This window comes from Cytobacillus horneckiae (assembly GCF_002835735.1).
GTDB lineage: Bacteria > Bacillota > Bacilli > Bacillales > Cytobacillaceae > Cytobacillus > Cytobacillus horneckiae.
This window is the reverse complement of sequence record NZ_PISD01000068.1, coordinates 1-26,841: the sequence shown is the minus strand read 5'-3', so window position 1 is coordinate 26,841 and position 26,841 is coordinate 1. Positions and strand designations below refer to the sequence as shown.

The window sequence follows — 26,841 nt, the reverse complement described above, 5'->3', positions numbered from 1 at the left end:
GTGTCATCACCTAGATAATTGGCTTTGTCTTGGTTCCTTTTGTTCTACATGTAGCAGAATTTAAATAAGTGCCTAAATTTAACCTACTTCGAATACTGTTTCTTATATTCTTGACACTAAAGTTAATAAAATTATAATAGATATTATAGATATATTAAGTTTTTAATTAAAATGAAGGGGATCATTAAATTGAAATTTTCAAAGGCTACGAATTATGCACTGCATACAATGTTGTTTTTGGCATTAAATCCGCCTGAAAAGCATATTGGAGTTGCAAAACTTGCTGAAAAACAAGATGTTTCGACTACTTATTTATCGAAGATTTTAACTAAACTTGTGAAAGCGGGCATGGTAGAATCGATTTCAGGTGCGAATGGCGGCTATAAATTAAAAATGGGGTGGGAAGATATATCTATATTGGATATTATCGAAGCCATTGAAGGACAAAACCCTTTGTTTGATTATTGTTTAAATCATAATCCGGAATGCTTGATTCAAAAGGCGATAGAGTCTGCAGAGGAAAAAATGCTTGATGAGTTAAGAAGTCGTAAATTGGTTGAAATTGCCAATGAAGTGATGTCATTAAATTAAATGACATTTATTTTACACCTATTATAGATATAATAACTCTATGATAACTATATAAGATGAAAGGATGGTCAATAAATGAATATTTTCGATTGTATTGTGATAGGAGCAGGTCCTGCTGGCATGAGTGCAAGTTTAACTTTAGGGAGGGCTAGGCGGAAAATTGCTATATTTGACGATGGAACCAATAGGAATAGAGTGACACAAGAATCACATGGTTTTATTACTAGAGATGGCATTACTCCACATGAATTTAAAGAAATTGGGATTTCAGAATTGAGGAGATACCCTTCCATATCGTTTTATAAGACAACAATTATAGATATAGAGAAAAGTGAAAACAGCAAATTATTCACGGTGGAAACTTCGGACAAACAGAAATTTCATGCAGAAAAAATTCTGTTGGCGACAGGTGTGCAGGAAGAGTTCTCTGTTCCAAATATAAAAGAATATTATGGTAAATCCCTATTTAGCTGCCCCTATTGTGATGGATGGGAACTAAGAGATCAACCATTAGTAGTTATAGCCAATAGTGAAGAACATGCATTGCATATGGCGAAGCTCGTTTTTAATTGGTCAAATGACCTCATTGTGTTAACGAATGGTGCAAAACTATCACTGGTAGGGGCAAATGAGTTAATTCAAAGAAATATTAAGGTTCTTACCGAATCAATCAAAAGTTTGCAAGGTGAAAATGGGGTTTTAAAAGGAATAGAATTAGCTTCTGGGGAAATCATTCCAAGAACAGGCGGTTTTGTAGTACCTTCTTTTTACCGGCCGAACAAATTTGCGGAGCGATTAAAATGTGAATTTGGAGAAAATGGCGAAGTTGTGACAGATGGCAATGGGCGAACTACACAAAAAGGTGTTTATATTGGAGGAGAAATGGAGAAAGGAGGACCATCTTCCTTAATGTTCGCTGTTGCAGACGGAAGTAAAGCTGCTTTTTCGATTAATACAGATATTACAGTGGAGCGTTTTTAAATAAATTATCGGAGAAAGATAGGCTATCATTTTTGATAGTCTATTTTAATGCAAATAACTATTACTCTATCAATGATCGTCAGCAAAAAATAAAAGAATAATTACATGCTACCAGGAATAGTATTTTAATAGAAACGGAAAAATTAGTAGGGAGGAGCTTAATGAGTTTTTCTAATAACTTCAAATATCTGCTATTGTACGTACTATTTATTTGGTTGATATACATTTTTCTATTTGGCAATGAAGAACTGCTAGACTCCATTGGCATAGTGCTTAAATATGAATCCCGTTCCGTTTTTGTCATTTTCCTTGGAATCATCCTAGAAGCATTCCCCTTTATTATTTTAGGTGTTGTGTTTTCCTCGATTATACAAGAGTTTGTTAGTGAAGATATGATACGGAGGCTTATCCCTAAAAATCCAATAACTGCGTTATTTACAGCTTTATTTGTAGCCATATTAACTCCTGTTTGTGAATGTGCAATTATTCCTGTGGTCAGAAGACTCATACAAAAAGGGGTTCCAGTCCATGCTGGCACTGCTATTTTAGTAGGTGCACCCATTCTGAATTTTATCGTTTTTAGTTCAACCTTTTACGCATTTCAAGGCCAGCCTTATATATATATTGGAAGAATTGTATTATGTATTGTCACAGTTATGATTGTAGGGGTTGTCATATATTTGAAATTTTCTAGTGTAAATATACTGAGAACAGATAAACAAATTTCTGCAAATTTGAAAGCAGAAAATAGGGAGTCGAAGCTGAAAAGCATTGCAAATCACAGTATTAATGAATTTTTCTTAGTAGGCAAATATTTTATGATAGGGGCCTTCTTTGCTAGTATCGCACAAATATTTATAAATCGTTATGCACTTGCTGAAGCGACTTCCCAATCTGTTAATGGTGTTGTCATTATGATGGGATTAGCCTTTTTGCTTTCATTATGCTCAGAAGCCGATGCCTTTGTTGCGGCATCCTTCCAACAATTTATGTCCTCAGTGTCTTTGCTTGCCTTTTTAGTATATGGACCGATGATAGATTTAAAAAATACTTTAGTCATGATTGCTAGTTTTAAAATGAAATTTGTGGTTTATTTTATTGCTTTAGTAACCATTGTCGTTTTTGTTCTTTCTCTACTATCGGGTGTTTATCTTCGGTTTGGGGGTTAAAAGGTGAAGAGTCGTATACAGGATAAGCAAATTAATAATGAATTGCAGGGAATCATTCTTATTTGTTTTGGTCTATTAATTTTTAAATTATTTCTTTCGCAACAGATTTCGTTAATTTTATCTCCAAAGATGATTCCATTTACAGCTTTTTCTATGATCGCTTTCTTTATTTTGGGAGCATATAGAATGTTTAGCAATGATAGTATGAGCAATGGTTGTGGTTGTGATGGATGCGATACAAAGTCAGCCGGAATCAAGAGATATTTGCAGTATAGTATATTATTTATTCTGCCATTGGTTATCGGCTTTAATTTGGAGAGTTATAATTTAAGTTTAGATTCTATAACGAAAAGAGGCGTTTCTAGTGATGTTACTTTGAGGAGTGATGGTGATCTTCTTTCCGAAGTTGTGAATTTTCAAGAAAAAACGATTGAAGTAACAGATAGTAACTTTTTTAAAGTGATGCAAGTCCTAAATGAAAATATGCAAGAAGTTGAAGGCTTTACGATAAACATGAAAGGATTTGTTTATAGAGATGATAATTTTAATGAAAATGAAGCAGTAATCGCAAGGCAAGCTATGTCTTGCTGTGTTGCAGACTCCTCTGTATTTGGATATATGCTTAAAGGCGAAGTAAATACATTGGAGACCGGGAAGTGGTATGAGCTAAAAGGAAGGGTAGAGAATATAGAAATGGGTGATGAGATGACACCAGTAATTAAAGTGATTTCTACCAAAGAAATGAAAGAGCCTAAGGAATTATACATTTATATTATTTAGCAGCTAATTGAGTACGCAGTAATAAACCCTCCTTTACTAATTCAATGAGTAAAAGAGGGTCTTGGTGCTTTAACGGCTACAACTCTGTCAAGATTCAATTAGCTCCTCAAGAGTAGCATTTAGCTCTTCAGTCAATTCAAGAACCTCCTTTTCTAGGTCAGCAAAGTGGGGATTGTCTTTTTTTATGGTTCCAAAAACAAACATGATTATCACCTCCTAGCTACAATCCTAAATCATCACGTAACGTGAGGTGCAATGGAATATGTATATTCCCCGCAAGAGGTAACACCGAGATCACTCATATTTCAAAAGAAGATTGCGCTCCTAATAAACTTAATTGGTAATTTGGATTTAGTAATTCACAGGACTAAGGTAGTGATTTAATCAAATGATGTTAATTCCGATTAAAAAGATTTGAATAATAAGGTTATTTGTGTAAATATTTGAACAAAAGGGTGAGAAAACTTTCAGATTAAGAGATAGGAAAAAATAACTTATAATGGAGGAGAGTGGAGATGGTAAAGAATCAAATAGCTGCTGCTATTTTGAGAGTAGTTTTAGGTGTAGTTTTCTTTATGCATGGTGTAAGCAAGTTTCAGGACGGAATCGTGAATACAGTAGGTTTTTTTGAAAGTTTAGGGCTGCCTGGCTTTACAGCTTATATAGTTGCACTAATTGAGTTAATTGGTGGACTTGCAATGATATTAGGAATAGGTACCAGAATTATTTCGATTTTATTTGCTCTTATTATGATAGGTGCGATTACTATGGTAAAAATAGGTGAAGGATTTTTTGGTATAGAGTTTGATTTAGTGTTAATGACAATGTCTATTTGTCTTGCTATAGTAAATAAATCTTACCTAGCATTAGATAATATTTTATCACGTAATAAAAATCAAAATGATGATTACTCAATAACAAAATGAAAGCAAGCTCAACTTTTTATTAATATCGCTAAAGTTTTTCGTAGAGTATCCTGCAATGGGGTCGAATCATTAATCTAGTATAAATGAGCTTGTGAATCAATGAACTAAATCGTAATGGCGTTTCTCTAAAATTTAAAAAATAGGTTGAAGCTTTACTCATAACTAATCCATCCAGTGATGTATTAGTTTGTAAAAGTAATCATTGGATAGCTAATACGATGGAGTAGACGGTGAGGTTAATTGAAAAGGAATAAAAAAATCTAGTTCTAACTAAAGTGTAAATAATGTATAGTGGGCTTTCCATGAATTAAGGAAAGCTTTTTTATGTTGCTATAGGACACGTATGGTTATTAAGTGCGTGAAATATCAAATTAGCACAAGGTATTCTGGGGATAACAAACAGGTTAGATTGAAAATTGAAATTAACCATAATCAATGTGGCTTAAGGGGTTTCGAAGGGATGAACAAGGTTAACAGGTTATTGTAAAAATTGAACTCTTACTATTGCTAATTTAATTATAGCATATAAAAACTGGAAAATATAGACTATTCATTCATATTTGCTACTGCTAAAATTCAATAGAACTTTAATTTAGGGTTGTGGAGAGGAGTAAAATTAACAAAGAAATTTAATGGTTAGGGGAGGTTTGGAATGAGTTCTTTAGTTCTCGGTTTTCAGGAAATCGAAAATACGCAGCTTTTGCTAGTTGGCGGAAAAGGGTTAAATTTAGGGAAATTATCAAAAATTGAAGGAATACAAGTACCAGCAGGATTTTGTGTTACTACAATTGGATACCAAAAAGCCATCGAACAAAACGAAACGTATCATGCTTTGGTGGACCGGCTAACAATGCTAACGGTAGAAGATCGAGATCAAATAAGCGACATTAGTAGGGAAATTCGACAAATCATTATGGAAGTAGAAATTCCTTCCGATGTTGTGAAGGAAGTTACTCATTATCTCTCCCAGCTTGGTGATGAACATGCTTACGCAGTTCGTTCTAGTGCGACTGCTGAAGATTTACCGCATGCATCTTTTGCTGGTCAACAGGACACGTTTTTAAATATCATTGGCAAAGAAGCAATCTTGCAGCACATCAGCAAATGCTGGGCTTCCTTATTTACAGATCGCGCAGTGATCTACCGTAAGCAAAATGGATTTGACCACAGTCAAGTTTATTTATCCGTTATCATCCAAAGGATGGTTTTCCCACAGGCCTCAGGGGTTTTATTTACCGCTGATCCGATTACGTCTAACCGAAAGCTGGTATCAATCGATGCCAGTTTTGGACTTGGAGAAGCATTGGTCTCTGGCTTGGTCTCTCCCGATTGTTATAAAGTACAAGAAGAAAAAATCGTCGATAAAAGGATAGCTTCAAAAAATTTAGCTATCTATGGACTAAAAGCTGGCGGAACAAAGACCGAACAGGTAGATTCCGATCAGCAAAAGGCACAAACACTTACCGAACAACAAATTTTGCAACTAGCACGCACAGGAAGACAGATTGAAGCATATTTTGGTTGCCCACAAGATATCGAATGGTGTTTAGTTGATGATACATTTCATATTGTTCAGAGCCGGCCAATCACGAATTTATACCCGATTCCTGAAGCGAATGATCAAGAAAATCACGTTTACGTATCTGTCGGTCATCAACAAATGATGACCGATCCGATTAAACCACTGGGACTGTCTTTTTACCTGTTAACGACTCCAGCACCGATGCGTAAAGCAGGTGGAAGGTTGTTTGTTGATGTTACACATATGCTGGCTTCACCTGTAAGCAGAGAAACTATATTAGATACCCTCGGACAATCCGATCCGCTCATTAAAGACGCACTTATGACGGTAATAGGGCGAGAAAATTTTATAAAATCGTTACGAAATGATAAAAAAGAGCAGCGTACCAGTAAAAGCAATAAAGATATGTCCAATATGAATTTTCAGGCACAAATCGAAAGCAATCCGACCATCGTTTCTGATTTGATACAGAGTAGTCAAACATCGATAAAGGCGTTAAAGCATAACATCCAGTCGAAATCAGGATCGGATTTATTTGATTTTATTCTAGAAGATATCGTGCATTTAAAGAAAATCTTATTCGACCCACAAAGTTCAGGTGTGATTATGACCACTATGGAAGCTGCATCATGGATCAATAATAACATGAACAAGTGGTTAGATGAAAAAAACGCAGCCGATCCGCTTTCCCAATCTGTGCCCAACAATATTACTTCGGAAATGGGTCTGGAGCTATTAAATGTCGCAGATGTGATTCGTCCTTATCCAGATGTAATTGATTATTTACAACATGTAAAAGATGATAACTTTTTGGAGGAATTGGTTAAGTTTGAAGGCGGGCAGGAAACCAAAGACGCTATTTATGATTATCTCAACAAATACGGAATGCGATGTGCCGGAGAAATTGATATTTCGAGAACTCGTTGGTGTGAAAAACCAATTACACTTGTCCCAATGATTCTTAATAACATCAAAAACTTTGAGCCAAATGCAAGCAAACGGAAATTTGAGCAAGGGCGACAGGAAGCCTTGAAAAAAGAACAAGAACTATTAGATCGATTGCAGCAATTACCTGATGGTGATCAAAAAGCGAAAGAAACAAAACGAATGATCGATCTAATCCGGAATTTCAGCGGGTACAGGGAATATCCAAAATACGGTATGGTCAATCGCTACTTTGTTTACAAGCAGGCTTTACTGAAAGAAGCAGAACAACTCGTACAAGCGGATGTTATTCATGAAAAAGAAGAGATATACTATCTCACTTTTGAAGAACTTCATGAAGTTGTTCGCACAAATAAACTAGATTACCGCATCATCAGCAAACGAAAAGAAGAGTACAAAATATTTGAAAAGCTTACTCCACCACGTGTTATCACGTCTGATGGTGAAATCATCGTGGGTAAGTACAAACGAGAAAATATCCCAGCGGAAGCGATTGTAGGTCTACCTGTTTCTTCCGGAGTAATAGAGGGGCGAGCACGTGTCATCTTAAATATGGAAGATGCTGATTTAGAAGATGGAGATATATTAGTCACGTCCTTTACTGACCCGAGCTGGACGCCATTGTTTGTATCCGTAAAAGGACTAGTCGCCGAAGTTGGTGGACTGATGACCCATGGAGCAGTGATCGCACGTGAATATGGCTTACCAGCAGTTGTTGGGGTGGAGAATGCTACTAAACTGATAAGAGACGGACAACGAATTCGGGTGCATGGTACAGTAGGGTTTATCGAATTATTGTAATTGCTGAATACCTTACAGTTTGAAAGATTTAATTTTAAATTTTTCGTTATATTTAATATTGACGTTTCTGTTCTACTATTGATGGCGATTTTTCATAACGAAGAATCGCATTTTTTATGTAACCAAAGGGTGCAGTTTAATTGATCGAAAGGTAGATAGTTGTTAAAATGGAAGAATTATCAACAATTGGGGTTGCATGAATGAATAGTTCAAATAAAAGAGTTGATTACACAATTGTTTAAGCGAAGAATGCGCTAAAAAAAGAAATAGAAAATAGAGCTGGCAAAGAGGTAATCATTGTTTACGATTGGCGTAAAACTCATAGTGGCATGCAAATTCTTTTATTTGCATTTGAAAATTAGTCCAAAAACTGGAAATTCTTTCATTATTAAAGATTTGTCTTTTCTTATGTCGTAAAAGCGGCAGTATTGTGCTACATGATGTTCTTCATCAGCCTTACATTAGTAGAAAAGCATGTCTTAATAGGAATAGTTGTGAAATAAAATTAAAATAAATTGAAAATAAAATTTAACTGGAGTTGTTAAAATGGCATTTGAGGGTTTTAGTTTTAATGATTTTTGGGATGACTGCGAATATGCGAAAAAAGAATATATCAGTAACCCGCCAACCGATGAACTTATTTCAGAAGTTGAACAAGAATTGGGGTATAAGCTTCCAGAATCATTTATCTGGCTTATGAAGCAGCATAATGGAGGCATTCCGGTGAATACCTGTTATCATATAAATAAGCCGACAAGCTGGGCTGAAGACCATATTGCTATAACAGGTATTATGGGAATTGGACGGGATAAACCTTACGCTATCTGTGGCGAATTGGGCAGCCGTTTTATGATGGAAGAATGGGGATACCCTAATATTGGAGTGGCAATATGCGACTGTCCATCTGCCGGACACGACATGGTATTTTTAGACTACAGGGAGTGCGGCCCACAAGGTGAACCTAAAGTCGTGCATATTGATCAAGAGTGTGACTATGAAATAACCTTTCTTGCTGACAACTTTGAGGAATTTATTCGAGGGCTTGTAAATGAGGAAGTTTTTAATTCATAAGAATAAGCTAAAGAAGAAGATTTGCAGATGGTTCACTTTTCCCATTTTGGCAACTTCATTCAAATTTTGCTTTATCCAAACAATACAGAAGAACAATATATAGCTGATTAGTACAGGTGGATATGCTGTAGTGGTTATTACCGATTGGCTGGAGCAACGAAGAAAAGAAGGTATTATTGTCGAAAGAAACGGCATAATTTCTTTGACGAATGAGGCACAGAAATATCTAAAAAAATGGTTGTGTTTTAAAGAAGCGTGTTCATTTTTCCTGCTGAACGGTGTCCATCGTTTTTTCTTTTTACTTGTGAAATAGAACCGAATGAATTAATCTATTATAGGTAGGGAATGAATATTCATTCCGTATATGAGTATTTTTTAAGGAGCGAGAGAATGACTGAACAAAAACCAACCAAGCGCCAGGATATATTAGATGCCGCAATTGTACTTTTTGCCGAAAGAGGCTACAACGGTACAACTGTGCCCATGATTGCAGAAGCGGCTAAAGTAGGGGCCGGGACGATTTATCGTTATTTTGATCATAAGGAAAATTTGGTCAATGTGCTTTTTCAGGAAAAGGTAAAACAGTTGTCTCATCATTTGATGCAAGGTTATCCTAATGATTCCAGCATACGTGAGCAATTTCGTCATATATTTCAAAGGATCCATCATTTTGCAATAGGCGATAGTCATGCGTTGCATTTTATTGACTCGCATTGCAGTGAAATCTTTTTAACTGAAGAAAGCAATCAAGTTTTTGATTCTTTTATCCAATATATTTGTGATGTAATTGAAGTCGGGCAAAAAAGAGGAGAAATCATTCTCATGCAGACAGAGGCACTAATCGGGATCGTTTATGGTGCTATCGTCCAAATATTAAAAATGTTGCGTTCGGATGTTCTAGATGGAAGTGAGCACTTGATGAAAAGTATTGAAGAATGTTGTTGGAATGCCATTAGATCTCATTAATCTATTGGCTTGGAATAAAAGGAATGAATATTCATTCCGTAAAATAGAGAGGAGAAACATTTTGTCTAAACTTAAAAATATTAGAAGCTTACTCTTTATTGGATGGATTGTCATTGCGTTCGTCAGTTTTCTATGGATGCCAAATATGGAACAGCTTGTAAGAGAAAAGGGACAAATAACGATTCCTGAGGATGCGCCTAGTAAAGAAGCAGCTCAATTATTAGAAGAGATGAATGAAAATGCAAATACTTATGACTTTATTGCTGTTTTAGGTTCAAGTGATGGAAAAGAAATGTCGGACCAGCAGAAAAATGAAGCTGAAGATATTCTTAATCATTTACAGGATGAACAAACATCGCTTGGGATTGAAGAGATGACTACTCATTTAGATGGTGAGGAAGCAGCGAAGCTTTTAACTGCCGAAGATGGTTCAACAATTTTAGCTCAAATCTCGGTCGATCGCGATAAGGGTGAGCTGGAAGAAGTAACAGAATCGCTGAGACAACAATTACGAGCAGATACAATCGAGGTCTCATTAACAGGTAATGAGCTGATTATGGAGGATTTCGTGCAAGCTACACAGGACGGTATAAAGAAAACTGAAGCAATTGCAGTTGTGTTTATTCTTATTGTGCTTGTATTAGTATTCCGCTCACCGATTATCCCAGTTATATCATTATTGGCAGTAGGCGTCTCTTATATTGTATCAATGTCTATTATCGCTAATTTAGTCGATTCATTCAATTATCCATTTTCCAATTTTACACAAGTATTTTTAGTCGTTATTCTCTTTGGAATTGGAACAGATTATAATATTTTACTATTTACTAGATTTAAAGAAGAACTGAGTATGCAAGAGAGCGTGCTTGAGGCATTAAAAGTTACGTATCGAACAGCTGGAAAAACGGTTTTATATAGTGGCTTAGCAGTGTTTATTGGCTTTGTTGTCTTGTTATTCGCTCAATTTGGATTGTATCAAGCAAGCTCAGCTGTTGCTATTGGTGTAGCTATTTTAGTTGCTGTGCTTTACACATTTAATCCATTCTTTATGTATATGCTAGGTAAGAAAATGTTTTGGCCTTCAAAGAGGTTTGATGGTCATGCAGATAGTAAATTTTGGGGGTTTTTATCAGGGCATACAATTAAAAGACCTTTCATCTCCCTTTTGCTTGTATTATTAATATCATTACCATTTGTATTCAAGTATTCCGGGGATTTAAGTTATAATGATTTGCTTGAAGTAGATGATTCATTTGAATCAAAGCAAGGTATTAATAGGATTGAAGAACATTTTCCTGCTGGTTTTTCAGCACCAGCGACATTAGTCATTAAAAGCGAGCAGCCGCTCAATCAGCAAGAAGCATTACAGTCAATCGATGAACTGACAGAGAAGATCCTCTCAGTTGATGGTGTCTCTAAGGTTCAATCCATAACAAGACCAGCGGGAGAAAAAATACCAGAATTGTACTTGAATGACCAAACTGATCAGCTAAATCAAGGAATTGGTGATGCAGACAGCGGTGTAGGGACTATTCATGATGGCTTATCTACAGCTGAAAACGAATTATCAGCTAATCAAAATAGCGACCAGTTGGCAGATGTTCAAACACTGATTGATGGTACAGCTAACGCAAGAAACGGGGCTGCCTTACTTTCGGATGCACTGAACCAATTGTCTGCGGGTATTCAATCTGGAAATAGTGGTGCGGAAGAATTGTCTAGTAGTGTAACAGAAGTGAAGAACAGTGTAGAAGAGCTTTCGAATGCGTCATCTACACTAGTAAGCGGTTATTCTCAGCTGGAAACAGGACTTTCAAGTATGGGGCATATATTCACGCAAATGAGCTCAGCTGCAGAAGGAATGCTGGAAGCTTTTAATCAAATAGAACAATCATTGTCTGGCTATATAAAAAATAACCCAGAAGCTGCAGCAGACCCACAAATTCAGACAGCACTAGGAACAGCTACAGCAGCAAAAGAACATGTAAACAGCCTAATTAATCAACTAGAGGATGCCTATCCACAATACGAGGCGGCGATGTCACAGTTTGCACAAGCGAATGATGGCCTGATGAACTTAGACAATGGATTATCATTACTTCATTCTGGATTGAATGATTTAGAAGCTGGAGCAAATAAATTGCAATCAGGTTTGGAAGATGGGGTAAACGCCTCTAAAGAGATGGCTACCAAGTCATCAGAATTAGAAACAGGTCTTGGAAAAATAAATGAAGGACAAACGCTGCTTCAAACAGGACTTAGTGATCTAAGTGAAAAAATGGTGGAGTTACAAGCAGGATTAGCTGAAAGTACAGAGGGTTTAAATCAAGTGGGTAATGGTTTACAGGAAGCTCAAACCTATTTAGGTGGTTTAAGCCAATCGAAGGCTTCGGATAAATTCTTTATCCCTGAAGAAGTATTAGAGGGTGAAGAGTTCAAACAAGCAATGAATTTATACCTGTCAGAAGATTATCATATGACTTCTCTAACCATTGTACTCGAGGAAAACCCATATACGAATGATGCAATGAAGGTCATGGAAGAAGTCAATCAACAATTGCCAGCAGCTTTTAGTGCTACAGCATTACAAAATGCTGAATATGCAATCGGCGGACAGACGCAACAAAATATCGATTTGCAAAATATAGCAACTGATGATTTTGCACGTACCGCAACCATTATGTTGATAGGTATCGGTATCGTATTGATGATAATTACTCGTTCCATCATGCAACCGATCTATATCATTGCAGCATTGTTGCTGGCTTACTATACTTCGCTCGGGATAAGCGAGTGGATTAGCCAAGCGCTCTTTGATGTGAGTGAGCTAGCTTGGAATGTGCCATTCTTTGGGTTTATTATGATTATTGCCCTTGGGGTAGATTATAGTATTTTCTTAATGATGCGTTTTAACGAGATAGAAGGGAATCCTGTAGAAGCGATATTAATCGCTGCCAGAAATATTGGAGGAGTGGTCATCTCAGCAGCGATTATATTAGGAGGAACCTTTGCAGCATTAATACCTTCTGGAGTCATCACTCTTATTGAGGTTGCACTTGTCGTTATTATTGGGTTAATTATGCTAAGCTTTTTGATGCTACCGGTATTAGTTCCTTCGTTTTTAACTATTGGTGAAAAGTTAAAGAGAAAAAGAGAATAGTTAGGTCAACAAAAAGAGGGAAGCGATTGTGCTTCCCTCTTTTTGTTGACAAATGGGGCAGAATATTCAAACTTTAAGTTATCGTATAATATCTTGTGTTTCCATATAAATAGAAGGTAATTTAAATTATTTAGAGAAGTGATTATATAAAAATAGGAGGATTAATAATGTTCATAACCATTGACCATTTTTTGAAATCTTGGGAATATGAAGCAGGAATGACCCATAAATTACTAAGTAATTTAACTGATGACTCACTTAAACAGGAAATTACTACAGAGAATTGGACATTAGGAAGTTTAGCTTGGCACACCGTTGCTTCCATTCGCATCATACTATCAAATACAAACTTAGCGTTTGACGCCCCATCAAAAGATTGGCCCGTCCCTGATTCGGCTCAATTTATAGTAGACAGCTATCAGCAAGCTAGTGCTTCATTTATTCAGTCATTAAAAACTCAATGGATCGATAGAAATTTAGAAGAACGAATAAACTTTTTAGGTCAAGACATTCCAATTGGCTCACTTTTGTTGTTTTTGATTCAGCATCAAAATCACCATCGTGGGCAAATGACAGTTCTAATGAGACAATCAGGGTTGACCGTTCCAGGTATTTATGGTCCGTCAAAAGAAGAATGGGCTAATTTTGGTATGGAAGCTCCAAAAATGTAATCTGCCCAATATTTTATATGGTTCTATATTAAGACAGACTTTTTCTAAATAAGAAAAAGTCTGTCTTATTTTATACTAGCAATATATCTCTGTGAAGCTCCTCAATTTCAGTGCCTTCACGAAGATAAAAGCAGTATAACCTCTTACTAGCAGAGACTTTACAGTGCTTGAAACAGGCTTACGCTTGCTACCTGATGCATTGTTAAACGCATTAATGTCTCCTATAACTGGCCGGTTACACGATAAATTCGTGGCAAAAGGACTAGTAATGGTAGGTTTACTGTTTACTATACATGCGATATGGGGGAGTACTAGTCTAAGTGAAACAACTAGTTACAGCTAATTAATGTTCAGGACAATTGTATTGCGCTTCTGCTTGTCATTTCTAATGATATATTACTACTGCCGGACCTAGATCACTCACGGATCAGCAGTGGTTAATCCCGCTCGTCAAGTCGCAGGTGCAATTGGGCCAGCATTGGTTATCAAGGGCTCTTATGAAGTTCCTTTCAGGTGAAAGACATTCTTGCTTCATGTTTCAGAGGAAAAGCCTTTATTTCCTAGTCCGATAGAACTCAAATCAGAATCATTACTTAAAGCTTATTGACCATAACAATTTATAGCATTAGGATAATTATATACTTTAATTAAAGTACTTTGATTTATAAGTTTATAAACTCATGAGAATAGCATAAGGAGGATTGTATTTTGAATAAAGAAATCATTGCTTATGAAGATATTAAAACATTCACGACACGATCTGAGGAATTCCATCCACTCAATTGGTATAAACAAATGTTATTAAATGAGCCTGTAAGTTTTAACGAATTATCGAATACATGGCATGTGTTCAAATATGATGATGTAAAAAGAGTACTAAGCGATTATGAACATTTTTCCAGTGAGGGCAACCGTACAACGATATCTGTAAAATTTAGCGAGGATAATCTTAAGGAAAACAAAGTCAACTTCGTTACGATGGATCCGCCTAAAAATAGAAAAGGACGTGCATTGCTGGCATCTGCTTTCACACCAAGAAGTCTAGCAAATTGGGAACCTCGCATTCAGCAAATTGCCACTGAACTATTAGAAAATCTAGGTGACGAAGAACTGATAGATGCGGTTGAAGGCCTATCCAATCCAATGCCTGCGATGGTGATGTCGGATTTGCTTGGCATTCCATCACCTGATATTGCAGCATTTAAAAACTGGGTAGACATATTGTTTCTTCCATATCAGAAAGAAAATCAAGAAGCTATAGAACAAAAGAAGAGCAAAGCCATTCAGGAATTTTATACGTACTTACTGCCAATCATTATGCAAAAGCGGATAAATCCAAGCGATGACATCATTTCAGATTTAATTAAAGCAGAAGTTGATGGTGAAAAGCTGACCGATCAAGAAATAGTGGAAATGACTATGGCTATTTTGGGCGCCGGTGTTGAAACAACGAGTCACATGATTTCAACTACATTTTATTCACTTTTATACGATGATGTAAAATTATATTCCGAACTACGTGATAATCCAGACCTAATAGATGCCGCAGTAGAAGAGATGCTGCGCTATCGTTTCCATATGAGCAGAAGAGATCGAACAGTTAAAAAGGATAATCAATTATTGGGGGTTGATTTGAAGAAAGGTGATGTTGTTGTTGCATGGATGAGTGCGGCAAATATGGATGAAGATATGTTCAATGAACCGTTTAATCTTAATATACACCGTCCGAATAACAAAAAGCATTTAACCTTTGGAAATGGACCTCATTTTTGTCTCGGTGCGCCGCTTGCGCGTTTAGAGTTAAAAACGATTTTAACAGCCTTTCTGCAGAGATATACAGCAATTGAACGAGTTGCAGCATTTAATTTAGAAAATAATTTAACAGATTCAGCGACAGGACAGACACTTACTTCACTCCCTTTAAAAGCGTACAAATAACTAGTTTGTAGACATTATTTACATTTCCCTATCTAGGGATATATAAATAATGTCTTTTTTATTATGCAAGCAACTGTTATTAAAAATTTTGTGAACATATTTGTCATTTGATAAGCTATTATAGGTCATGAGGTACTGAAAGGAGGGTTAATGTTGATCAGGATTTATATTTTAGGCATGTTGGCTAAACAAGATAATTATCCATACATGCTAAGAAAGCAATTATTAGAAGTACAACCATTTACCGCTCTAAGTGAAGGTAAATTTTACTATGATTTTGAGGCGCTAAATAAAAATAAATTTATTGAACCAGTAGAAACTATTCACGAGCAGAAGCGCCCCGACAAAACAATTTATAGTATAACAAAATCAGGACGTGAATATCTCCAAGAAGAACTTTATAGCTGTTTCAAAAAAAATGCTGAAATCGAGGACTTATACATTGCAATTTATTTTTTAGATTTTATAAATATTAAAAAGGCAGCAATGATTTTTGAAGAAACTATCGAAAGAGAAAAGAGACTTTGGGAAAAGCATGAAGAAAAGAAAGATTTATTATTAACAACCGAGAGCATTTCTATTACTAGTCAATTGATAACTGAACACGCCTTTAATAAAGCGCACTTTAATATTGAATGGATGGAAAGACTGCTCGTATTTATTAAAAATTATAAAGGCCAAGAGTAAACCTTGGCAACAGAATCGTTTTATTAACCAGCTGTTACTCAAATGTTTTTGTATAAATTTAAGTTTGTGAACTTATTCTTTTTTATTTCAAGCGTCGAATTAGATCGATCACATCATTAAATATTTAAATTGCATCAAAAAAAGAACGGGTAACAGTCCGTTCTTTTTCGATACTTAAGTCTTAACCAGCCGTAATCATTTTTCTACAGCGGTTTTGTTAATAGAATATAGTTGCGGTTCTATACCTTATCCACTTGCTATCGCATTCATAAAACTAAAAAATACTTAACCAGAAATAGATACCTGACCTTTGAATACAAAAGGCGCAGTATAGCAAACATTCAATAGTAAAATGATAAAAATCCAGAATATATTTTCTCTTTGATCGGAAATATGTTTTAAACAATTACCAACAAAAATTAAGTGGTTTTGCTCATTGTTCATCAATGGAACAATAGGAAGCAATCAAGAGAATGTATGAAATATTTTTATGTGGTTGAAGTGAATTTCAATAAATATAGGCTAAAGAATATTAAAGCTCGAAAAGATGCACACTATAAATACATATTTTAATAAAGATGTTGAGTAACATTTGATTGAGGTGATTCATAAGATGCCTATGTTGGATATAAACGGGACAAGTTTGTTCTATACAATAAGAGGTTCTGGAACTCCGATTGTTTTTATTCATCCACCATTACTTACAAGTGCTAATTTTATTTATCAATTAGAAGAATTGTCTCGAGATTATCAAGTTATCACCTTTGATATTAGAGGACACGGAAGAAGTGAATATTCAAAGCAGCCTATCACCTATTCACTAATTGTTGAAGATATTATATCCTTATTGGATTATTTAGGTATAAAGAAAGCATTTATTTGTGGGTATTCAACGGGTGGCTCTATCGTATTAGAGTTTTTTTTGACAAAAGCTAGTAGAGCATTAGGAGGCATTATTATTAGCGGAATGTCTGAAGTGAAGGATCAATACTTAAAGCTGAGGATATCTTTGGCAGCCAAACTTGCTGAAGCGAATGCCATTCCTTTTTTGTCACTTGCAATTTCATTTGGTAATTCCAATAATATGCAAGTATTTAAAAAAATGCATAAGGAAGCATTGCATGGAAATGCAAAAAACATTCAGCAATATTATCGTTATAGCTTGCAATATAATTGTACAAATAAACTTCAAAATATCGATTTGCCTGTTTTGCTCATCTATGGCACGAAAGATAAAGCATTTCATAAATATGCGCAAATTTTGCATGAAAAGCTGCCTTTAAATAAATTATTGTTTTTTGAAAAAGAAAGACATCAAATACCTACTAAAGTAGCAAATAAATTAAACGAAATGATTAGTGAATTTGTTTACAAAGTGAATAAAGAGTATGAGAATAGTTAATGTTTTTATAGTGAATGTAGCTGGGAGTTGTTAATGACAGCTTCGAAGTAATTTCCCTTTTCCAATTTATTTTCAAATCAAATATAAATAGCCTTACTGCAGCTTGAGCGCAGTAAGGCTATTGTTTTCTGAAAAATCCAGTATGCATCTCTATGAAAATAAACCGCTGTTTATATAATTTTAGATTGATCAGAATAGCTATTCGAAGAGCCGTTTTTATACTTCCTTTGCGGAATGCCGCGTTTGATTTGAAGCTTGGCAACCCACATGGTGAAAATAGGTGTTAATAACGCAGTGACTAGTACACTTGTTGCAATAATGGCCGTGGCTGATTCAGCTACGGGTGCGAACTGAGGGTTTAATTCCGCAATGATGAATGGAACGGCTACTGCAGCTCCGGCTGTAGATGAAGCGGCTACACCAGCAACTCCATCAGAACCGGTTATGTAACGGTCCATCAAATATAAAACACCGCCAGATAATAATACGACAGCAACTCCCATTAATACTCCCATGAAGCCGGAACGGACAATCATTCCGAAATCAAGCCCAAAGCCTAGTGATAGGGCAAAGAAAGGAATTAAGACAGGGACAGCCTGCCCAAGAAATGCTCTCATTTCCTTATCAATATTGCCAATAATCATTCCTGCAGCAAATGGAATAAGCGTAGAAACGATTGTTTGCCACGGAAATGTGGCTAAACCGCCAACTCCAAGTATAATCATCGTGAAGAAAGGACCGCTTTCTATGCTGATGAAGGGGAAGGCAGCTGCATCTTCTGTCCGCCCTAGTTTCGTCATTAATGCAGTATATAACCCTCCGTTCGTTTCGTTAAACGCCGCAATGATGACAAGAACGGATAATCCTGCGAATAGTCCTGACTGAATACCGTTTTCAGGTAAAAAAAGCGCAGCTCCGTAGCCAAGCAGTGCAGCGAAACCGACTTTTCCGATGAGCAGAGTTAACCCTTTTTTTGCGATGTACCCGGATTGTTTGACATCAATCGTTGCACCGACGCAAAAGAAAAAGACAGCAAGAATAGCAGACGTACCAGTTAGCAGCGCTCCGGTGAAGCCACCGAAATATGTAGCTGTTTCCGGTGCAAGCGTGTTTAATAGTGCGCCAAAAAACAATGGAACAACCATCATTCCCCCAGGGATTTTCTCAATGCCAGCTTTTATTCTCATATAAATTCTCCTCTTCAGCTAAATTAGTTTAAATTTCTTGTGACAATCTAGTTGGGAGATCTGCTATGTTTTCCAATTGCTGCTGTTGCATAAATTCCTCAAGTGTTTTACGATTTGGCATGCCATCCATGTCGCCCGGTGACATTACTTGGAGCGCGCCAATTGCATTCCCTCTTTTTACTGCTTCACTTATTGATTTCCCTTCAAGATAACTGGAGATAAATCCGACAGCAAAACCATCTCCCGCTCCGACTGTATCGATAACTTGATTAGGCTTGTATCCGGGAACAAATCCTTCTTCTTGACCGGTTTTATAGTAAGCTCCTTCTGGTCCGAGTTTGATGACGATTGTCTTTATGCCTTTAGCTAAATAATAATCCGCGATATCTTTTGGATTGGTTAGACCAGTTAATGTTTGCGCTTCTGATAAACCCGGCAAGAACTGGTCACTTAAATAAGCGAGCTTGTTCACAGTATCAACCATCGTTTTCTTATCTTTCCACAAACTCGGACGTAAATTTGGATCGAAGGAAACCGACTTGCCGTGAGTCTTCATATGATTCATAACATTCTGCGTAAAATGATGACAGTCATTTGAAAGGGCAGAGGGTATTCCAGTTGCATGAAGATGCCGCGCTTTCGTAAAGTCAGCTTTTGAGAAATCATTCATACTTAACGTCGAGGCAGCTGAATTTTTCCTGAAGTATTCCACTTCAGGATCGCCTTGCAAAACTTTTGATTTCATAAGCATTCCTGTTGAATGGCTATTAGAAAATAAAATGCCATTCGTATGGACGTTTTCACGATTTAATGCTTCAATAATGAACTTTCCAAAGCTGTCATTGCCTAGTTTAGTTATATAGCTGACTTGTAAATCTAAGCGTGAGATCCCACAAGCTACATTGGCTTCTGCGCCAGCTAATGCTCTTGAAAAAGAATTTGCGGCATGAAGCGGTTCTGGATGATTTGCATAGAACATAACCATCGGTTCTCCAAAGGTCACAACATCTAAATTAGTCATATTTGTTTCCTCCATAGTTGATAAACGGTTTAGTAAAAAAATAATAAAGTAAGCGCTTTCTGTATTATTAAAAATGAGATTATCATATAAACCGGTTTTTTACAATAAGTTTTTAGAAAATTAAATTTTATGAGAAAAAATAGTGATAAACGACTGAAAACAATAGATTTTCTATAATACACCGAAAATATTTAATAGAAATAGTTTGACTAAATTTATAATTTTCTTTATATTTTAAATGTAATAACACATAAATCAGCAGTTTTTTATCATAAACCGTTTTATCAGGAGGGGAAATTCATGAAAATTGATAAGCGATACTCGATTCACCCGACACAGGCAAAGCAGTTTAGCACAGAGGAACTACGAAAGAATTTTTTAATTGAAAACCTTTTCATGCCGGATGAAGTATCACTTTGTTACTCCTTGGACGACCGAATCATTATAGGAGGGGTTGCTCCAGTCGAAACTGAGGTAATTCTTGGAGGAAGCGATGTAATTAAGTCAGATTATTTTTTGGAAAGACGGGAAATTGGCATATTCAACATTGGCGGTCCTGGAAAGATCGCAGTTGATGGCAAAGAATTTTTGATGGCTAACCGAGATTGTCTCTATATTGGTCTAGGCTCTAGGGAAGTGACCTTCATTAGTGAATCAGCCGCCGAACCTGCTAAGTTTTATTTGGCTTCCGCGCCGGCTCATAAAGAATATCCTATTCAGCATGTTGCCTTCGAGGACATCCCTGGAGATGAGATGGGGGAAACAGAAAAGGCCAATAAGCGTAAAATTCGCCGTATGATTCATCAAAATGGTATCCAAAGCTGTCAGCTTTGTATGGGGATGACTGAGCTTGAAACGGGCAGCGTTTGGAACTCGATGCCTCCGCATGTTCACGACCGCCGTGTAGAGGTTTATTTATACTTTGATTTGCCAAAGGGTGAAATTCTATTTCATATGATGGGAGAACCGAGCGAAACACGACATTTAATCATGCAGAATGAACAAGCTGTCCTTTCTCCGCCATGGTCTATTCACTGTGGTGCAGCAACCAGCAGCTATACTTTTATATGGGCAATGGCTGGCGAAAATTATACATATGAAGATATGGATAAGTTCCCGCTAACAGAAATGAAATAAGAGGAGGATACTGGATGAAGAAGCTTTATATCCTGCAAAATATAATCAAGTCGCCGATTGTTGCTGTTGTTCGAGCGGATAATGCAGAACAGGCCGTCCGAATTTCAAAAGCATGTGTGGAAGGCGGCATTACTAATATAGAGGTCACTTTCACGGTGCCGGATGCGGATGAGGCAATCGCACGGTTGAGGCACGAGTATCCTCAAATAAAAGTCGGGGCTGGTACGGTGCTTGATAAAGTCACAGCGAGGCTTGCCATCCTAAAAGGAGCACAATTTATTGTAAGCCCTTCATTTGATGAGGAAATTGTAAAGTTATGCAATTTATATCAAATCCCATATATTCCTGGATGTGAAACGATTACGGAAATGGTCAAGGCGATGTCACACGGAGCAGATATTATTAAGTTATTTCCAGGAAGTACATTCGGACCTGAATATGTAAAGGCAATAAAAGGACCTCTTCCTGATATTAATTTGATGCCGACAGGTGGCGTTAGTTTAGATAATATCAATGATTGGATCGACAACGGATGTATCGCAGTTGGTGTTGGTGGAAAATTGATTGAGCCAGCCAAAGATGAAAACTATCAAGAGATTACTAGATTAGCTTCAGAATATATACAAAAAGTGAAGGATAAAGTGAGAACATGAGAAAGGGGAATGAATGATGAGCTTAGCTGATTTTTCAATGGATTATTTTAGCTTAAAAGGAAAGGTTGCAATTGTAACAGGGGGGAATACAGGGCTAGGACAAGGATATTCAGTTGCTCTAGCAAAAGCAGGCGCGGATGTTTTTGTAGTGACTCATGGAGATAATTGGGATGAAACAAAACAATTAATAGAAGAAACTGGACAAAAAGCGATTTTTTATCAAGCAGAGCTGGCAGATAAGGAAAACCTTGCAGGAATTGTGGATGGCTGCCTTGATTCACTTGGACGTATCGATATACTGGTGAATAATGCTGGAACAATTCGAAGGTCGCCGCTGCTTGAATATAAAGACGAAGATTGGGAAGCGGTGATAGATATTAACCTCAATGCTGTTTATTATTTGAGCCAGATTGTTGTTAAAGAGATGGTTAAACAAGGCAGCGGTAAAATTATTAACGTAGCATCGATGTTAACGTATCAAGGTGGCAAGTTCGTACCGCCTTACACAGCAAGCAAACATGGTGTGGCAGGACTGACAAAAGCGTTCGCCAATGAAATGGCAGCATATAATATTCAGATTAATGCAATTGCACCAGGATATATCGAAACGAAAAATACTGCGCCGATTCGCTCGGATGAATCCAGAAATGCGGAAATTCTATCAAGAATTCCGGCTGGGAAATGGGGAACACCAAGTGATGTGATGGGAACAGTTGTCTTCCTTGCGAGCAGTGCATCGGATTATATGAATGGCCATATTGTTGCAGTTGATGGCGGATGGTTAGTTAGATAAGAAGGTTGAATCAAGAGCTCTTGGCGATATTCTTTCGCTAAGAGCTCTTGCCATAAAGGAAGAAATTGCATTACAATTTTGGTATGATGAGTATGACACGGTATTTCCTATTCACTAAATAGGGAAGATTTAGAATTTAGAGACGGGAGATGCTTATGAACGTAAAGAAGAAAATCACCATATCAGATGTAGCAGAAAAAGCGGGAGTTTCAAAGAGTACGGTTTCCCAATATATTAATCAACGCTATAAGTATATGAGCTCGGAAACGAAGGAGCGAATAGAACGGGTAATCAATGAGCTGAATTTCCGTCCTAATGACAATGCCAGGAATCTGAAAGTAAAAAAAACAAAGGTAGTTGGAATTCTTGTTGCCAATATTCTACATACCCTTTCCACAGAAATCATTCAAATAGTTGAAGACAGATTACAGCATAATGGTATGAAAGCATTTGTCTGTAATTCGGCTGACGATCCGGAAAAAGAGAAAGAGTACATTGACCTTCTGATTGCCAAACAAGTAGATGGCATCATCATTTTTCCTGTCGGCAATGATTATACTGTATACAACTATTTGATTAACTACTCTATTCCTATTGTTTTTGTTGACCGGCTGGTAGATGGAATCACGACTGATTCCGTGCTATTGGATAATCATGCGGCAAGTTTTTTGGCTGTTTCCACCCTTGCAGAAAAAGGGCATGAGAATATTGCTTTTTTTACATTGCCGATTGATTTTCCGGTTACTCCGAGAATAGAAAGAATAGACGGTTACAAGAAGGCAATGGCTGCCTGTCAGTTAAAGCTAAGGGAGGAGCTGATTTTTTCCATATCAAAGGACAAAATTCAAGACGCCTTACAAAACTGCCTTCACTTTAACAAGCCACCAACTGCAATAATTGCAGGAAATGATTTAGTTCTGCTTCAAATATTGAAATATTTAAAAAAGAATAATGTTTCTGTCCCAGAGAAGATGGCTGTTATTGGAATTGATAATGTTCTTTATGCAGATTTGTATGAACCTTCAATTACTACTATTGCCCAGCCAATTCAGCAAATGGGGTTGAAGGCAGCGGAGCTGCTGCTGGATAGAATTAAAAATGAGTCTCAACATCCATTTATCACTTATCGATTTGCACCTGAGATTGTTGAAAGAAACTCAATTTAACTTTTTGTGTAAAATGCAGCCTACATAACTTAGAAAATGTTAATCACACAAACCCTTATCCCATTTCGATACGGTAAATGGGATAGGGGATGCCGACTATTCAATGACCGATTCCATCATGTCAATCAATTGATTGGTTTCTTTTATTATCACCGTATAAACGGTTTGAGTATCGTCTGTTTTCATTAATGTAATGGTTTTGTCTTTTTCTCCAATCCATAAATAAAAGTCGTGCTGTTTTTTGTCATCATACTGAACACTCAAGGAATATCTTGGGTCAGTCATATTCACTATGCCCTCAACTTTCATGACACTTGAAAAGATCGTTTGTAGCGTATTAAGAGATTCCTTATCATCAATAATAAGTGTATCATCAGCCTTTAAATTTGAGATGTGTATGCTGATTAAACGACTGCTTGATTCAAAGATTGGATTCACGTTCGATTCAATAGTGAAGGGCTCTCTTGGCAGACAACCAGCAAGACAGATTGACAGGAAAGCGCTAGATAACAGCAAACAGATTCCAGTTTTCAAGTATCATACCCCCAAAAAGATTCAGTTTCTAATGAGACGTAAGTTAAACAAAGATTGTTACCAATATGAAATTGAAACAACAGCAAGCATGAACAATTATTATCCCTTTTTCACAAAAAGTATTAACTCAGCAAATATCAATGTGAAAGGTGGATTCATTATCATAATCATAAATTTTGGAAATAACTTTAATGAAGCGGTCTTCTCTTTTTAAACTTGCAATTGTTTATAAAGAAAATATCCAAAGGAGGGAGATCATAATGAAGGTAATCATAATTGGCGGTGATGCAGCAGGAATGAGTGCTGCTATGCAAATTGTACGGAATAGCTCCGGACATAATATTACCGTGCTTGAAAAGGGAGAGATATACTCATACGCGCAATGCGGCCTTCCTTATTTAATAAGCGGAAAAATAGAAGCTAAAGAGAAGCTTATTGCAAGAACACAGACAACTTTTCGAGAAAAATACGGAATTGATGCACGAATTTTTCATGAAGTTCTCCATGTTGATGTGCAAAACAAATTTGTATCTGGGGTCAATCAATCAAATGGGGAAAGTTTCAAATTCCCTTATGACCGCTTGCTGATTGCAACTGGTGTAAGTCCTGTTGTTCCTGATTGGCAAGGCAATAATTTATCAGGAATTTTTTCGTTGAAGACGATACCAGATGCAACGGAAATAATGGAGCATCTTAATCATTCGATTGAAAATGTGACAGTAATTGGCGGAGGCTATATTGGACTTGAAATGGCTGAGAGTTTTGTTGAACTTGGAAAAAAAGTAACAATTATTGAAAGAAACAATCAACTAGCAACAATTTTCGATAAGGAAATGGCAGAACAAATTCATAATGAAGCAAATAAAAATAATATCCAACTAAAGCTGGGGGAATCAGTGGAGTCATTCTCTGGTAGCAGCCATGTTGAATATATTAAAACGGATAAAGGTGTGTATAAAACAGACCTTGTATTAGTCGCTGTTGGTGTTAAACCAAACACTTCATTCTTAAGAAATACTGGAATTGCTATAAGTGTAAATGGTGCTATTCAAGTAAATGCCTATATGGAAACAAATATTGAAGATATTTTTGCTGCTGGTGATTGTGCAACCCAATATCATCGTATAAAGGAAAAGGATGACCATATTCCTTTAGGGACTCATGCAAATAAGCAAGGCCAAATTGCGGGATTAAATATGATTGATATTCCTAAAACCTTTAAAGGGGTAGTTGGCACATCAATCATCAAATTTTTAAATTTAACGCTCGGACGTACAGGGCTATCTGAAAAAGAAGCAAGCTTGTTAAAAATCCCATACAAAACGGTAACAATCGAAGCCTCCGATATAGCAGGTTATTATCCTGATACGAAAAAAATGGTCTTGAAATTAATTTATCATAAAGAAAATCATTTAGTGCTTGGCGGACAAATAATTGGTGAAAAAGGGGTAGATAAACGAATTGATGTTTTAGCAACAGCGTTATTTAATAAGATGACAATGGAGCAAATATTAGACTTAGATTTAGCCTACGCACCTCCTTATAATGGGGTATGGGATCCAATCCAACAAGCAGCTAGAAGGGTAAAATAATATAAAGGTAGGGCAAGTGGAAGGCCCAATCAACCTGTAAAATTGTTATTGGGCAGCACTTTTCACCATTTATAAAAACATTCACATTGAGCGTAGCTTTTTGAAATGAAAATCTACTTTATTATTGCTATAGTTTATAAAATCTCACAATTTTACTTTGGATGGGTATGACAGTTGAAGTTAGCTGTCAGTGAACGATTCAGAAGATGTGAGTGAAATGACTATGAATAAGAATGAATTTTTAACAAATTCCAGTTTATTCATGCTAATATACAAATAAAACTATAGTCTGGAGATAACAATGAAAGATAAAATTCTAAAAGAACTAAAACAAATTGAAGAAAATTACAATGTAAAAATTTTATATGCGTGTGAATCTGGTAGCAGGGCATGGGAGTTTCCGTCTAAGAATAGTGACTATGATGTGAGGTTTATTTATGTGCATACAATAGATTGGTATTTATCAATAGATCATAAAAGAGATGTAATTGAATTGCCAATAAATGATTTATTAGATATCAACGGATGGGAGTTAACAAAAGCTTTAAGGCTATTTAGAAAATCTAACCCGCCATTACTCGAATGGTTAAATTCAGGTATCGTTTATTATCAAAATTTCTCTGCAGTAGACAAAATGAAGGAAATAAGCAATATAGTATATAAGCCAACTGCAGCATTACATCATTATTTAAACATGGCAAAAGGAAATTATAGAGAGTATTTACAAGGTGACGAAGTGAAAATAAAAAAATACTTCTATGTATTGAGGCCAATCTTAGCATGTAAGTGGATTGAAAAATACAATACCATTGCTCCTTTGGAGTTCCCAAATTTATTAGAAAAAATTGTACCGGAAGGAGAGCTTAAAAACGAAATAAGAATCCTACTTAAAAGAAAAATCAGCGGGGATGAACTTGATTTGGAACGAAGAATTGATTTAATTAACGAGTTCATAGAAAGTGAAATAGAGCATCTTTCTGAATTTGTTAAATCTCTGAATGTTCAGCAGGAAGATCCAACAGAAGAATTAGATGAATTGTTTAGAGCAGTTTTAACAGAGGTTTGGAAAAATCCTATTTATTTAGCTGAAAAACGTTGAGTTATTCCTCTGAAGAAAGTGATCTCCCAGTGTTTCAGGCGAATAAAGA

Annotated in this window: 23 protein-coding genes; 20 read left to right on the top strand and 3 right to left on the bottom strand. The window is 36.3% G+C overall.

Translation table 11 applies throughout. From position 1 onward, the window contains the following. The first annotated feature begins 189 nt into the window (after positions 1-189). The 14 genes from CWS20_RS24185 (at position 190) to CWS20_RS24120 (ending at position 17,610) form a co-directional block, all read left to right on the top strand. Positions 190-591 carry an Rrf2 family transcriptional regulator gene (locus CWS20_RS24185; protein WP_066198343.1) on the top strand — a complete coding sequence of 134 codons (402 nt, stop codon included), beginning with the start codon at positions 190-192 and terminating at the stop codon, positions 589-591. A gap of 75 nt (positions 592-666) precedes the next feature. After that, positions 667-1,572, top strand: coding sequence for an NAD(P)/FAD-dependent oxidoreductase (locus tag CWS20_RS24180; RefSeq protein ID WP_066198341.1), 906 nt, complete (start codon positions 667-669; stop codon positions 1,570-1,572). 161 nt (positions 1,573-1,733) lie between these two features. Continuing rightward, positions 1,734-2,741 carry a permease gene (locus CWS20_RS24175; protein WP_066198338.1) on the top strand — a complete coding sequence of 336 codons (1,008 nt, stop codon included), beginning with the start codon at positions 1,734-1,736 and terminating at the stop codon, positions 2,739-2,741. A gap of 3 nt (positions 2,742-2,744) precedes the next feature. Beyond that, positions 2,745-3,521, top strand: coding sequence for a TIGR03943 family putative permease subunit (locus tag CWS20_RS24170; protein ID WP_066198335.1), 777 nt, complete (start codon positions 2,745-2,747; stop codon positions 3,519-3,521). A 515-nt stretch (positions 3,522-4,036) separates the two neighbouring features. Next, positions 4,037-4,447 carry a DoxX family protein gene (locus CWS20_RS24165; protein ID WP_066198332.1) on the top strand — a complete coding sequence of 137 codons (411 nt, stop codon included), beginning with the start codon at positions 4,037-4,039 and terminating at the stop codon, positions 4,445-4,447. A gap of 652 nt (positions 4,448-5,099) precedes the next feature. Further along, on the top strand, positions 5,100-7,715 hold the full coding sequence (gene ppsA / locus CWS20_RS24160; protein ID WP_066198329.1) for a phosphoenolpyruvate synthase: 2,616 nt from the start codon (positions 5,100-5,102) through the stop codon (positions 7,713-7,715). 546 nt (positions 7,716-8,261) lie between these two features. Continuing rightward, the gene (locus CWS20_RS24155; protein ID WP_066198326.1) at positions 8,262-8,786 is read left to right on the top strand and encodes an SMI1/KNR4 family protein; all 525 of its coding nucleotides are present in this window, start codon (positions 8,262-8,264) and stop codon (positions 8,784-8,786) included. Positions 8,787-8,916: 130 nt separating this feature from the next. Next, positions 8,917-9,099: a hypothetical protein gene (locus CWS20_RS24150; RefSeq protein ID WP_066198323.1), complete on the top strand. Its 183-nt coding sequence runs from the start codon at positions 8,917-8,919 to the stop codon at positions 9,097-9,099. A 77-nt stretch (positions 9,100-9,176) separates the two neighbouring features. Next, the gene (locus CWS20_RS24145; protein WP_066198320.1) at positions 9,177-9,752 is read left to right on the top strand and encodes a TetR/AcrR family transcriptional regulator; all 576 of its coding nucleotides are present in this window, start codon (positions 9,177-9,179) and stop codon (positions 9,750-9,752) included. A 61-nt stretch (positions 9,753-9,813) separates the two neighbouring features. Beyond that, a complete protein-coding gene (locus CWS20_RS24140; protein WP_066198317.1) occupies positions 9,814-12,912 on the top strand; it encodes an MMPL family transporter in 3,099 nt (1,032 codons plus the stop codon). Positions 12,913-13,079: 167 nt separating this feature from the next. Further along, positions 13,080-13,583 carry a DinB family protein gene (locus CWS20_RS24135; RefSeq protein ID WP_066198314.1) on the top strand — a complete coding sequence of 168 codons (504 nt, stop codon included), beginning with the start codon at positions 13,080-13,082 and terminating at the stop codon, positions 13,581-13,583. 708 nt (positions 13,584-14,291) lie between these two features. Beyond that, on the top strand, positions 14,292-15,521 hold the full coding sequence (locus CWS20_RS24130) for a cytochrome P450 (protein WP_066198311.1): 1,230 nt from the start codon (positions 14,292-14,294) through the stop codon (positions 15,519-15,521). A gap of 150 nt (positions 15,522-15,671) precedes the next feature. After that, positions 15,672-16,208, top strand: a complete 537-nt coding sequence (locus CWS20_RS24125) for a PadR family transcriptional regulator (RefSeq protein WP_083957393.1) — start codon at positions 15,672-15,674, stop codon at positions 16,206-16,208. 613 nt (positions 16,209-16,821) lie between these two features. Beyond that, complete coding sequence (locus CWS20_RS24120; protein ID WP_066198305.1) at positions 16,822-17,610, top strand: alpha/beta fold hydrolase; 789 nt, start codon at positions 16,822-16,824, stop codon at positions 17,608-17,610. Between the two features lie 170 nt (positions 17,611-17,780). Here CWS20_RS24120 and CWS20_RS24115 read toward each other — a convergent pair whose 3' ends face one another. Next, entirely contained in the window at positions 17,781-18,797 is a 1,017-nt protein-coding gene (locus CWS20_RS24115) for a 2-keto-3-deoxygluconate permease (protein ID WP_066198302.1), read from the bottom strand. 28 nt (positions 18,798-18,825) lie between these two features. Continuing rightward, a complete protein-coding gene (locus CWS20_RS24110; protein WP_066198299.1) occupies positions 18,826-19,818 on the bottom strand; it encodes a sugar kinase in 993 nt (330 codons plus the stop codon). 306 nt (positions 19,819-20,124) lie between these two features. On the opposite strand from CWS20_RS24110, the gene kduI reads away from it, so the two are divergent. The 4 genes from kduI (at position 20,125) to CWS20_RS24090 (ending at position 23,567) form a co-directional block, all read left to right on the top strand. Continuing rightward, entirely contained in the window at positions 20,125-20,955 is an 831-nt protein-coding gene (gene kduI, locus CWS20_RS24105; RefSeq protein WP_066201650.1) for a 5-dehydro-4-deoxy-D-glucuronate isomerase, read from the top strand. Positions 20,956-20,969: 14 nt separating this feature from the next. After that, positions 20,970-21,608 (top strand): bifunctional 2-keto-4-hydroxyglutarate aldolase/2-keto-3-deoxy-6-phosphogluconate aldolase, encoded by a 639-nt coding sequence (locus CWS20_RS24100; protein ID WP_066198297.1) that lies wholly within the window; start codon positions 20,970-20,972, stop codon positions 21,606-21,608. Positions 21,609-21,624: 16 nt separating this feature from the next. Next, entirely contained in the window at positions 21,625-22,401 is a 777-nt protein-coding gene (gene kduD / locus CWS20_RS24095) for a 2-dehydro-3-deoxy-D-gluconate 5-dehydrogenase KduD (protein WP_180321536.1), read from the top strand. A 155-nt stretch (positions 22,402-22,556) separates the two neighbouring features. Further along, the gene (locus tag CWS20_RS24090; protein ID WP_066198292.1) at positions 22,557-23,567 is read left to right on the top strand and encodes a LacI family DNA-binding transcriptional regulator; all 1,011 of its coding nucleotides are present in this window, start codon (positions 22,557-22,559) and stop codon (positions 23,565-23,567) included. A 96-nt stretch (positions 23,568-23,663) separates the two neighbouring features. On the opposite strand, the gene CWS20_RS24085 is transcribed toward CWS20_RS24090, so the two are convergent. After that, complete coding sequence (locus tag CWS20_RS24085) at positions 23,664-24,101, bottom strand: YhfM domain-containing protein (RefSeq protein WP_066198289.1); 438 nt, start codon at positions 24,099-24,101, stop codon at positions 23,664-23,666. Between the two features lie 260 nt (positions 24,102-24,361). On the opposite strand from CWS20_RS24085, the gene CWS20_RS24080 reads away from it, so the two are divergent. After that, positions 24,362-25,693 carry a CoA-disulfide reductase gene (locus CWS20_RS24080; protein ID WP_066198287.1) on the top strand — a complete coding sequence of 444 codons (1,332 nt, stop codon included), beginning with the start codon at positions 24,362-24,364 and terminating at the stop codon, positions 25,691-25,693. A gap of 301 nt (positions 25,694-25,994) precedes the next feature. Further along, positions 25,995-26,792 carry a nucleotidyltransferase domain-containing protein gene (locus CWS20_RS24075; protein ID WP_066198285.1) on the top strand — a complete coding sequence of 266 codons (798 nt, stop codon included), beginning with the start codon at positions 25,995-25,997 and terminating at the stop codon, positions 26,790-26,792. Positions 26,793-26,841 lie beyond the last annotated feature (49 nt).